Origin of the sequence: Xanthomonas sp. Leaf148 (genome assembly GCF_001423585.1) — a bacterium.
Lineage (GTDB): Bacteria > Pseudomonadota > Gammaproteobacteria > Xanthomonadales > Xanthomonadaceae > Xanthomonas.
The window spans coordinates 45,298-57,241 of record NZ_LMOP01000013.1 but is presented as its reverse complement, the minus strand read 5'-3'; the positions used below and the strand labels follow the sequence as shown (position 1 = coordinate 57,241).

The 11,944-nt window shown below is 64.3% G+C and carries 5 protein-coding genes; 2 read left to right on the top strand and 3 right to left on the bottom strand.

All coding sequences use genetic code 11. The annotated features are described in order from the left end of the window. The first annotated feature begins 47 nt into the window (after nt 1–47). Both edd and ASF90_RS19620 read left to right on the top strand, forming a co-directional pair. The gene (gene edd, locus ASF90_RS19625; RefSeq protein WP_055854139.1) at nt 48–1,964 is read left to right on the top strand and encodes a phosphogluconate dehydratase; all 1,917 of its coding nucleotides are present in this window, start codon (nt 48–50) and stop codon (nt 1,962–1,964) included. A 52-nt stretch (nt 1,965–2,016) separates the two neighbouring features. Then, nucleotides 2,017–2,676, top strand: coding sequence for a bifunctional 4-hydroxy-2-oxoglutarate aldolase/2-dehydro-3-deoxy-phosphogluconate aldolase (locus tag ASF90_RS19620; RefSeq protein ID WP_055854136.1), 660 nt, complete (start codon nt 2,017–2,019; stop codon nt 2,674–2,676). 1,408 nt (nt 2,677–4,084) lie between these two features. On the opposite strand, the gene ASF90_RS19615 is transcribed toward ASF90_RS19620, so the two are convergent. The 3 genes from ASF90_RS19615 to ASF90_RS19605 are packed head-to-tail and all read right to left on the bottom strand — an operon-like array spanning nt 4,085 to nt 11,801. Further along, on the bottom strand, nt 4,085–7,171 hold the full coding sequence (locus ASF90_RS19615) for an efflux RND transporter permease subunit (protein ID WP_055854133.1): 3,087 nt from the start codon (nt 7,169–7,171) through the stop codon (nt 4,085–4,087). Next, entirely contained in the window at nt 7,168–10,674 is a 3,507-nt protein-coding gene (locus tag ASF90_RS19610) for an efflux RND transporter permease subunit (protein WP_055854130.1), read from the bottom strand. Before ASF90_RS19610 ends, ASF90_RS19615 begins: the two co-directional genes overlap by 4 nt. After that, nucleotides 10,671–11,801: an efflux RND transporter periplasmic adaptor subunit gene (locus ASF90_RS19605; RefSeq protein ID WP_055854128.1), complete on the bottom strand. Its 1,131-nt coding sequence runs from the start codon at nt 11,799–11,801 to the stop codon at nt 10,671–10,673. The genes ASF90_RS19610 and ASF90_RS19605 overlap by 4 nt, the downstream gene beginning before the upstream one ends. Between the last annotated feature and the right edge of the window lie 143 nt (nt 11,802–11,944).

Here is an 11,944-nt window from a genome sequence, read left to right as displayed (position 1 = left end):
CACAACAGCGTGCTTTCTTCCCCCCCGTTTCTCATAGCCGGTAGCCAATGAGCCTGCATCCGAACATCCAAGCTGTCACCGACCGTATCCGCAAGCGCAGCGCGCCGTCGCGCGCGGCGTATCTGGCCGGCCTCGATGCCGCCCTGCGTGAGGGTCCGTTCCGTAGCCGTCTGAGCTGCGGCAATCTTGCGCACGGCTTTGCGGCGTCCGAACCGACCGACAAATCGCGTCTGCGCGGTGCGGCCACGCCTAACCTGGGCATCATCACTGCCTACAACGACATGCTGTCGGCGCACCAGCCGTTCGAGCATTACCCGCAGCTGATTCGCGATGCCGCGCGTGCGCTCGGCGCCACCGCGCAGGTGGCCGGTGGCGTGCCGGCGATGTGCGACGGCGTGACCCAGGGCCGCGCCGGCATGGAGCTGTCGCTGTTTTCGCGCGACAACATCGCGCAAGCCGCAGCGATCGGCCTCAGCCACGACATGTTCGACAGCGTGGTGTATCTGGGTGTGTGCGACAAGATCGTGCCGGGTCTGTTGATCGGCGCGCTGGCGTTCGGCCATCTGCCTGCGCTATTCATGCCGGCCGGCCCGATGACGCCGGGCATCCCGAACAAGCAAAAGGCCGAAGTGCGCGAGCGCTATGCCGCCGGCGAAGCCACCCGCGCCGAATTGCTGGAAGCCGAGGCGTCGTCGTATCACTCGCCTGGCACCTGCACCTTTTACGGCACCGCCAATTCCAACCAGGTGCTGCTCGAAGCGATGGGCGTGCAATTGCCCGGCGCCTCGTTCGTCAACCCGGAATTGCCGCTGCGCGATGCACTGACCCGTGAGGGCACCGCACGCGCCTTGGCGATCTCCGCGCTGGGCGATGACTTCCGTCCGTTCGGTCGCTTGATCGACGAACGCGCCATCGTCAATGCGGTGGTCACGCTGATGGCGACCGGCGGCTCGACCAACCACACCATCCACTGGATCGCCGTGGCGCGTGCGGCCGGCATCGTGTTGACCTGGGACGACATGGACCTGATCTCGCAGACCGTGCCGTTGCTGACCCGCATCTATCCCAACGGCGAAGCCGACGTGAATCGCTTCCAGGCTGCAGGCGGCACCGCGTTCGTCTTCCGCGAGCTGATGGACGCCGGCTACATGCACGACGATCTGCCCACCGTGGTCGAAGGCGGCATGCGTGCCTACGCCAACGAGCCGCGGTTGCAGGATGGGAAGGTCGTGTACGTGCCCGGCACCGCGACCACCGCCGATGACAGCGTGGCGCGCCCGGTCAGCGATGCGTTCGAAGCGCAAGGCGGCCTGCGCCTGCTGCGCGGCAACCTGGGCCGCTCGCTGATCAAGCTGTCGGCGGTCAAGCCGCAGCACCGCAAGATCGAAGCGCCTGCGGTGGTGATCGACACGCCGCAGGTGCTCAACAAGCTGCATGCCGCCGGCGTGCTGCCGCACGACTTCGTGGTGGTGCTGCGTTACCAGGGCCCGCGTGCCAACGGCATGCCGGAGCTGCATTCGATGGCACCGCTGCTCGGCCTGCTGCAGAACCAGGGCCGCCGCGTGGCGTTGGTCACTGACGGCCGTTTGTCGGGTGCCTCGGGCAAGTTCCCCGCCGCGATCCATATGACACCGGAAGCCGCGCGTGGCGGCCCGATCGGGCGCGTCCGCGAGGGCGATATTGTGCGCCTGGACGGCGAAGCCGGCACGCTGGAAGTGCTGGTCTCGGCCGAAGAATGGGCATCGCGCGAAGTGGCGCCCAATACCGCCGTGGCCGGCAACGACCTGGGCCGCAACCTGTTTGCGATCAACCGCCAGGTCGTCGGCCCGGCCGACCAGGGCGCGATCTCGATTTCCTGCGGCCCGACGCATCCGGACGGTGCACTGTGGAGCTACGACGCCGAGTACGAACTCGGCGCAGATGCTGCCGCAGCCGCCGCGCCGCACGAGTCCAAGGACGCCTGATCCCCTTCCCTCTCAGCGACCGCCCCGGCGGTCGCCGTCTAATGGAGTTGCAATGACGATTGCCCAGACCCAGAACACCGCCGAACAACTGCTGCGCGACGCCGGCATCCTGCCGGTGGTCACTGTCGATACGCTGGACCAGGCGCGCCGCGTGGCCGATGCGCTGCTCGAAGGCGGGTTACCCGCGATCGAGCTGACTCTGCGCACACCGATCGCGATCGAAGCGCTGGCCATGCTCAAGCGCGAACTGCCCAATATCGTGATCGGCGCCGGCACCGTGCTGAGCGAACTGCAGTTGCGTCAGTCGGTGGATGCCGGCGCGGATTTCCTGGTGACGCCGGGCACGCCTGCTCCGCTCGCGCGCCTGCTGGCCGATGCGCCGATCCCGGCCGTTCCCGGCGCAGCCACCCCGACCGAATTGCTGACCCTGATGGGCCTGGGCTTTCGCGTGTGCAAGCTGTTCCCGGCCACTGCCGTGGGCGGACTGCAAATGCTCAAGGGCCTCGCCGGCCCGCTGTCCGAGCTCAAGCTCTGTCCCACCGGCGGCATCAGCGAAGCTAACGCAGCAGAGTTTCTGTCGCAGCCGAACGTGCTGTGCATCGGCGGCTCGTGGATGGTCCCCAAGGACTGGTTGGCCCAGGGCCAATGGGACAAGGTAAAGGAAAGCTCGGCCAAGGCCGCGGCGATCGTTCGGCAGGTGCGTGCGAGTTGATGTCCTGAGCGCCGCATCCAGAGCGTTGCAAAGCCGGGCTGCGATGGAAAGCTGATTGGGTGACAAAAGCTGGTTGGCTGAGGAAAGCCTGGTTGGCTAGCGCTTTCAGATGATTGAGGCAAGCGCAGTTTTTTTACGCTTTAGATTTGGCTAAGGAAAGCCTGATTCGCTGGCGCATTTCTCTTGTGCATGGAGCGGCCCGCGGGCGCCGGGGCAGGACACGCCGTGAACCCATCCATGGGGGCAGGACCTTACACGACATCCTTGTCGTGTAAGGTCCTGCCCCGGCGCCCGCAGACCACTCTTCGAATGTTCCTGTGTTGGCGGAACGTGGAGCAGCGATTACTGTCGGGTACGCTCCCCCGCCAAGCTTTGAAAAATTGCTTTACCTGATCAAGATCATGATGGCGACTCGCCGAGGCGGCAGCGTGGCCGGGGATTGGCGGAGAGCGGCATAAGGATGTGTCGCGGCGGCGAGTCAGACAGGATGTCTGACCGAGCCGAGTAGCCGATTCCCGGCCGCGCTGACGCAGCTTACCGAAGCCATCGACTCGCAGGCGAGGGCCTGGTTGCACTCTGAGAAACCGTACCCTCACCCCAACCCCTCTCCCGACGGGAGAGGGGCTTCAGGCGGCTCATGACGTTCGAGGCTCTAGCGCTACGTAGCGGTGGCGTTTCCGCGAACCACGACACCCCAGCAGATCCCTGATCTGCTGCTGTCATCGAGAATCGCGCAGGTCATGGAAAACAGGAAGGAAAATTCGCTTGCCTTGACCAAGGCGTTGCAGTAACTCGCCGAGGCGGCAGCGTGGCCGGGGATTGGCGGAGAGCGGCACAAGGATGTGTCGCGGCGGCGAGTCAGACAGGATGTCTGACCGAGCCGAAGAGCCAGTCCCCGGCCGCGCTGACGCCGCTTACCGAAGCCAGCGACTCGCAGGCGAGGGTTAGGTCGTACTCTGAGAAACCGTACCCTCACCCCCAACCCCTCTCCCGACGGGAGAGGGGCGTTGGCGGCTCATGACGTTCAAGGCTCTAGCACTACGTAGCGGTGGCGTTTTCCGCGCACCACGACACCCCAGCAGATCCCTGATCTGCTGCTGTCATCAAAAATCGCGCAGGTCATGGAAAACAGGAAGGAAAATTCGCTTGCCTTGACCAAGGCGTTGCAGAGACTCGCCGAGGCGGCAGCGTGGCCGGGGATTGGCGGAGAGCGGCACAAGGATGTGCCGCGGCGGCGAGTCAGACAGGATGTCTGACCGAGCCGAAGAGCCAGTCCCCGGCCGCGCTGACGCCGCTTACCGAAGCCATCGACTCGCAGGCGAGGGCCTGGTTGTAGTCTGAGAAACCGTACCCTCACCCCAACCCCTCTCCCGGCGGGAGAGGGGCTTTGAGACGGATCGTTGGTCGTTCAAGACTCCAGCGAGGCTCTCGCCTGCGTCGTCTTCGGCACACCCCGCGCACGTCGTACCAGCGCCGCTGCGCCGTTGCTCATGTCGTCGAGAATCGCGTAGATCGTCGGCAGGAACAGCAGGCTCACCACGGTGGAAAACGCCAGGCCGCCGGCGATGGCGCGGGCCATCGGGAAGTACGGCGGGCCGTCGCTGAACATCGTGGTGCTGGTCAGCGAGATCGGCACCATCGCCAGGATCGCGGTGCCCATCGTCATCATGATCGGCCGCAGCCGCTCGCGTGAGCCCTCCACAAGCGCCTGCGTCCGGCCCATCCCGCGTCGGCGCAAATTGTTGATGTGCTCGATCATCACGATGCCATTGTTCACCACCACGCCCATCAGCACCAGGATGCCGATGAAGGACATGATGCCGAACGAGGTGCCGGTGATCCAGAACAGCCAGAACACACCGAAGATCGAAAACAGCACGCCGCTCATGATCGCGGCCGGGAACAACAGCGATTCGAACACTGCCGCCATCACCACATAAATCATCACCAACGCGATCACCAGGTTGAACAGCATCTGGCCCATCGCTTCGCCGTCGTTCTGATAGTTGCCGCCATCGAAGGTGTAGCTGTAACCGGCAGGAAAATTCATTGCCTTGAGCGGCTTTTCCATCGCCGCGCGTGCTTCCGGCACGGTGATTTTTTCGGCCAGATTGGCCTTGATGGTCAACGTGGTCTGGCGATTGGTGCGCCCGATCTGGGTGGCCGCCGGGCGGATCTGCACATCGACCAGACTCAGCAGCGGCACGCTGCGGCCATCCTTGGTGCGTACGCTGAAGCTGGCCAGATCTTCCGGCTTGCTTTGCTCGGCGCCAGCAAAACGCACCCACACCGGCACTTCATTGTCGCCACGACGGAACTCGCGCAGCGGCGTACCGCGCAGTGCCAACCCCACGAAACTGGCCACCTGCTCCGCACTGAAACCGAACGCGGCAGCACGCTCGCGATCGACGCGGATCGCCAGCTCGCTGGTGCGATCGCCGGTATCCACATGCACGTCGCGCAACTCCTTGCGTTGCGCCAGCAGCGGCACCACCTCATCGGCCAGCGACTTGAGCGCCTCGGTGGAGTCGCCAACCAATTGCACCTGCACGCCCTGGTTGCCGCTAGCACCATCGCCCTGATTGCCGATGCTGTAGTCGGCACGCGCAGAACGCGGCAACGCCTTACGGATCTGCTCCAGCAATGGCGGCAGGTCTTTGACCTTGCTCGCATCGAAGGTCACCGTCGTGCTGCTGCCTTCCACCTCGCTGAACCACGAATAGACCTGGGTGATGTGGTATTTCTCGCGATTGGCTTCCAGGTAATTCTCGACTCGCCCGACCTCTTCGCCCAGCTGCTCATGTGTGTACGAGCCCTTCCACTGATATTGGATAAAGGCCTCGTTGCCGCCATCGCCGCCGAACATGTCGACCTTGGTCAGTTTCATCGGCACCAAACTGATGGCGCTCACCAGGATGATCCCGGCCACGCTCCAGCCGCGATGGGCCAGCGTCCATGCAAGCACCCGCGCATAGCGCTGTTGCAGCCTGGCGATCACGCCATGATCGGAGGTCACCATCGGCGGCGTCTTCATGCGCGCCGACAGCATCGGAATCAGGCTGATCGCCACCAGCCACGATGCCAACAGCGACACCGAAATGGTGATCGCGATCTGCGCCATGAAAATGGAGATGTTGTTGGTTTCGCCGAACAGATTCGGCACGAACACGATGCAATGGCACAACGTACCTGCACTCAGCGCAATCGCCACGCTGCGGGTGCCCAGCAATGCCGCCAGCTGCGGCTGCCCGGGCATGCGCTCGCGCTCCTGGTAGATGCTTTCCACCACCACCACGGCGTTGTCCACCAGCATGCCCACCGCGAGCAGCAAGCCCATCATCGTCAGGATGTTGAGCGTGACGCCGACGAAATACATGAAGCCCAACGTGATCGCAAAGCAGATCGGGATCGCCAGCGTCACCATCAAGGTCGATGGCCAATGCCGCAGAAAAAAGAACAGCACGGTGATCGACAACAACAGGCCCACCGCCCCGGCCTCGGCGAGTTCGGCCAGCGACGAGGTCACGGCCTTGCCCTGGTTGTCGATGACCTTGATCTGTATGTCGCGCATCGCGGGCTCGGCGCGAATGTCTTCCACCTCTTTCAGCGCGGCCTTGGACACTTCCACCAGATTGGCGCTGCGCTCCTTGAAGACATCCAGACCGATCGCCGGGCGCCCATCCAGCCGCCGCCCGTAGTTCATGCGCGTGGGCTTGAGGCGCACCTCGGCGATATCGCCAAGACGCAACCCCTTGGCATTGAGGACCAGATCACGCAGTTCCTGCAGGTCGCGCAACTCGCCGATGGGCTGCACCCGAATGCGCTGTCCGTTGTCGTCGATCTGCCCGGCGGACACCGAGAAATTGAGCTTGCCCAGCCGCTCGCTCAGGTCGTTGAGGCTGAGGTCGTGCGCGGTGAGGCGATCCGGCGCGATGGCGATCTCCACCTCGTTGGGTGGGGCGCCGGAAATTTCGACCTTCGCCACACCGGGAATGCGCTCGATGCGCCGCTTGAACTCGCGGTCGAGCATGTCGTACGCGCCGGTCAGATCGGTCTGGCTGGCCAGGCGCACCTTGAGCACCGGCTCGTCGCTACTGGACCATTTGAAGATATGGAAGCGCTGCAGATCGTCGGGAAATTCGTCGCGAATCGCATCCAGCCGCTCGCGCGCATCCGATGCGGCGATGGCGATATCGCGGTCCCAATCGGAGAACTCGATAAAGATGTTGGCGCCATCGGCAGTGGCGGTGGAGCGCATGCGCTTGATGCCGGTCATCGTGGCCAAGGCTTCTTCGGCCGGCCGCACCAGATTGCGCTCCACCTCGTCCGGCGTGGAGCCGGTGTAGGGCAATTGCACGAACAGGAACGGTGCCGAGATGTCCGGCAATGCCTCCAACGGCAATCGGAAGGCGGCGATCAAGCCCACCACCACCAACGACACAAAGCACATGATGGTGGTGACCGGGCGACGAATGCTGAAGGCCGCAACGCTCATAGCGCCTCCAGTCCGTCGGTGTTTTCACGCGTCTGCGCCTGCTGACGCGCCATGCGACGGCCGCGCTCCAGGTAGTACGCGTCCGCACGGCGATCCAGCAAGTCGTACACCACCGGAATCACCAGCAGGGTCAGCAGCGTGGACACCAGCAGGCCACCAATCACGGTGATCGCCATCGGTGCGCGCACTTCCGCGCCCTCGCCCATCGCCACCGCCAGCGGCAAGAAGCCGAACAAGGTGCACAGCGTGGTCATGACGATCGGCCGCAGACGCGAGCGTGCGCCTTCGATCAGGGCCTCGCGCTTGGGCACGCCTTCTTCGCGCAACTGGTTGACCTTGTCGATCAGGATGATCGCGTTCTTGGTCACCAGGCCCACCAGCAGGATCAGGCCGATGAACACCACCACCGAGACCGGCTTGCCGGTCATCAGCAGCGCCAGCACCGCGCCCACCATCGCCAGCGGGATGGTGAACAGGATGACGAACGGGTGCAGCAGCGATTCGAACTGCGACGCCATCACCAGATAGACCAGAAAGATCGCCAGCCCGAACGCAAACAACAACGACTTGACCGACTGCGCCAGCTCCTCGCCCTGCCCGCCGATATGCATGCCGACGCCGGCAGCCAACGGGTCCTTGCGGACCAGCGTTTCCACTTCGCGCACCGCACCGCCCAGGTCGATGTCCTTCAGGCTGGCCGACACGATCGCCACGCGGGTCTGATCGGCGCGATGGATCTCGCTCGGGCCGGTCGTCGCCAGCACCTCGGCCACGGCGGCCAGGCGCACGGGGCGACTGCTGCCCGGATTGACGATCAGCTGGCGGATCGCATCCACGCTGGCGCGGTCGCTGTGCTGCGCACGCACCAGCACATCGATCTTGCGGTCGCGAAAGCTGTAACGCGTGGCCACATCTCCACGCACCTTCTTGACGATGACATCGGCGATCTGCCGCGTGGTCAAGCCCAGTGCACCGGCACGCTCTTGATCGAAGCGGATCTGGATCTCCGGAAAGCCCTCTTCCACGGTCGATTTGACGTCGGCATAGTGGCCGTTGGCGCGCAGCATCGCGGCCAGTTTTTGCCCGGCCCGCTCCAGCTCGCCCAGATCCTGACCGCGCAATTCCACTTCCAGCGGAGTCGAGAAACTAAACAACGCCGGCCGTGCGAAATCCACCTGCGCACCGGGGTGCCCGACCATGCTGCTGCGCAAACGCTGCGTCGCCGCCGCTTCCACTTCAGGGCTGCCGCCGCCGGCCATCACCACGGTGAGCTTGCCGATGTTCTCCCCACTTTCGGTGGGGTTGGCATCCAGCCGCGTGCCGCTGCCGCTCACGCCATACAACGACGCGATGCCGGGGTCTTTGTCGTGCGCGAGTTGCAGCTCGCGCACCAGTGCATCGGTCTGCGCAAGCGGCGTGCCGGACGGCAGCTTCACGGTCATTTCAAAGCGATCCTGCGCCAGCTGCGGGATCAGGTCCGCCCCCAGCATCGGCACCAACAGCACGGTGCCGACAAACGCGGCCGCGGCCAATCCCAGTACCAGACCGGGCCGACGCAACGCTGCCGGCAACATCGCCAGATAGCCACGCTCGGCACGGCCGTACGGCGCCATCGCAATGTCGCTGGCCTTGCGCATCACCGGCGACACCACCCGTGCGATGCCGCGCCACAATTTGACCACCGCCCACGCCCCGCCGAAGAACGCATAGCGCACGCTGGCCCCCGCCCCGCGACGGCCGGCAGCCACTGGCTTGAGCCAACGCTGTTCGGGCGTCCAATCCGGGTGGTCCGGCTCATCCGGAAACGCCATCGGTGGCGCACCCTTCAGTGAGCTCAGCATCGGAATCAGCGTCATCGACACCACCAACGAGATCGCAATGGCGATCGCCACCGTCAGCGCCTGATCGCGGAACAGCTGCCCGGCAATGCCTTCCACGAACACCAGCGGCAGGAACACCGCAATGGTGGTCAACGTGGAGGCCATCACCGCCATGCTCACTTCACGGGTGCCGGCGATGGCCGCATCCAGCACGCTCAAGCCACGTTCGCGCGCCTTGGCGATGCTCTCCAGCACCACGATCGAATCGTCCACCACCAGGCCGGTAGCCAGTGCCAGCCCGCCCAGCGACATCACGTTGAGGCTCAAGCCAAGCTGGCCCATGAAGAAGAACGTGGTGATGATCGACACCGGCAACGACAGGCTGATCACGAACGTGCTCCAGCCGTCGCGCAGGAACAGGAAGATGATCAGGATCGCCAGCACACCGCCGATCACCGCATCTTTTTTGACATCGCTGATCGCGTGTTCGATGAAGTGCGACTGGTCTTCGATGGTGGTGATCTGCACATCGCCCGGCACGGTTGCCTTGAGTTGCTCCAGTCGCGCGCGCAGTGCGGCCGCTGTGGACACGGTGTTGGCATCGCCTTCCTTGTAGATCGCCAGCTCCACCGCTTCCTTGCCGCCCAGACGGATGATCGCCTCGCGCTCCTTGTAGCCTTGGCGCACGTCGGCCACATCTTTCAGCCGCACCGGCATGCCGCCGGCGATGCTGCTGCTGGACGCCGACGACGTGCTCTGCACTTCCGCCGCTGCCGCCAGCGCCGCCTGCGAGCCGGTGGACGCGGCAATCGCATACATCTGCTGCATCGCTGCATCGGCGGCGCTGCTACTGCTGCTCTGCGTGGTGACCAGCATGTTGCGGATCTCGTCCAGATCCACAAACTGGTTCACCGTGCGCACCAGATACCGCTGCGAGCCTTCTTCCAGCCGGCCGCCGGAGATGTTGACGTTCTCTTCCTTGAGTCGGGTGATCACGTTGTCGATGGGCAGATTGAGCTGCGCCAGTTTCTGCTGATCGATATCGACCTGGATCTCGTCTTCCAGCCCGCCGCCGACCTTGACCGCAGCCACACCGGCCACCGGTTCGAGCTTCTTTTTCAGGTCTTCGTCGGCATAGCGGCGAAGGCCGGTGAGCTGACGGATCGCATCGGCGTCCGACGCCGGGGCCTGCTTGGGCGACAACGCCAGCCGCATGATCGGTTCGGTGGATGGATTGAAGCGCAGCAGCACCGGCGGCTTGGTTTCCAGCGGCAGCGACAGCGCTTCCATCTTGTCGCGCACTTCCAGGCCTGCCTGGTCCATGTTGGTGCCCCAGGCGAATTCCAGCACCACATCGCTCTGCCCGGTGCGCGAGATCGACTTGAGCTTGCGCAGGTTCTTGACCACGCCGACGGCTTCTTCCACCGGTTCGGTCACCAACGTTTCGATTTCCGCCGGCGCCGCGCCGGTGTATTCGGTGCGCACGGTGAGCGTGGGGTAGCTCAGGTCGGGGAGCAGATTGACCTTGAGGCTACGTAGCGCGATCAGGCCGAACAACAGCATGGTCACGGTGATCATGGCGATGGTCACGCGCCGCCGTGTTGCGAAGGCCACCAGCCCGCCGCCAGGCGTTGGCAGCTGCGGGTCGTGCAAGGAGCCGTGCACGTTGCCGTGGCCGCTCATGAGTGCGTCTCATCGCGTGCAGCAGCCGGAGCTACCGCGACCGGCTTGCGATCGGGCTGACCAATCACCTGCACGGCAGTGCCATCGCGCAGTGCCACCTTGCCGGCGGTCACCACCTGATCGCCTTCCTTCAAACCCTGACGCACTTCCAGCCACGGGCCTTCGGCGTAACCAAGTTTCACCGGGACGCGGCTGGCCTTGCCATTGCGCACCACGAACACCGCAGGCTCACCATCATCGAGCAGCGCCAGGCGCGGAATCACCAATGCATCCTTGCGCTGGTCGTAATCGATACGGATGCGCCCGAACATGCCCGGCTGCAGCGACTCGGCGCCCTTGCCGAAGGCGCACACCACACGGAACGTGCCGCTGCCCGAATCCACCACCGGCGCAATGCGATCCACCTTGCCCACGAACTGCTGGCCCGGCAGCGCATCGGCCAGCAAGGTCACCGGCTGGCCCGATTTCAACGTCGCCAGTTCGCGCTCGGGCACGTTGAGCGTGGCTTCCAGCTGCGAGTCGTCGACGATGCGGAAGATAGGCGTGTTGATCTGCACGAAGTTGCCGGTCTTGATCGAACGCGAGGCGATCACGCCGGAAATCGGCGCCTGCACCGTGGTGTAGGACAGCTCCAGCGATGCCAGCCGGTGCTGCGCGCGGCTGTTTTCCACATCGAACTTGAGCTGATCCACATCGGCTGCGCTCACCAGCTGCTGACCGACCAATTGCGTGGCGCGGCGGTAGCTGTTTTCCAGCTTGCGTAGTTGCGCTTCGCTTTGCGCAACGGCCAGATGCGCGCGATCCGGATCCAGTCGCACCAGCGCCTGGCCGGCCGACACTTTCTGACCCTCTTCCACCATCACCGCCAATGCCACGCCGGAGGTCTTGGCGACCACCTGCGCTTCCGCACGCGGCTCCAGTGCCGCGGTACCGGTATAGCTGGCAGCCACCGCGCGACGCGCCGCCTTGGCGATTTCCACCGGCACGGTATCGACGGCCTTTTTTTCTTCGGTGGCCTTGGCTTCCCCATCGCCGGTCTTGCAGCCGCCCAACAACAGACTGGTGGAGATCAATACTGCGGCGGCGCAAATTCCGCTGCGGCCGGGCAAGAAGGAGAGTGGCGACATCGTCGTGTCCTAGTGGATGCGTGAACAGGTGTTGTAGGCAAGTAAACCACCCGAGCATGCATGTCGCCAATGCGCCAAAGGTCATGGTCTGTTCAACTTCGCGTATTCACCCCGTTTGCTCCACGCCAATTCGCAGGCATACT

Bases quoted from the DNA above. Each gene is read 5' to 3' on its own strand.
- edd (WP_055854139.1), top strand. From the start codon at position 48: ATGAGCCTGCATCCGAACATCCAAGCTGTCACCGACCGTATCCGCAAG.
- ASF90_RS19620 (WP_055854136.1), top strand. From the start codon at position 2,017: ATGACGATTGCCCAGACCCAGAACACCGCCGAACAACTGCTGCGCGAC.
- ASF90_RS19615 (WP_055854133.1), bottom strand. From the start codon at position 7,171: ATGAGCGTTGCGGCCTTCAGCATTCGTCGCCCGGTCACCACCATCATG.
- ASF90_RS19610 (WP_055854130.1), bottom strand. From the start codon at position 10,674: ATGAGCGGCCACGGCAACGTGCACGGCTCCTTGCACGACCCGCAGCTG.
- ASF90_RS19605 (WP_055854128.1), bottom strand. From the start codon at position 11,801: ATGTCGCCACTCTCCTTCTTGCCCGGCCGCAGCGGAATTTGCGCCGCC.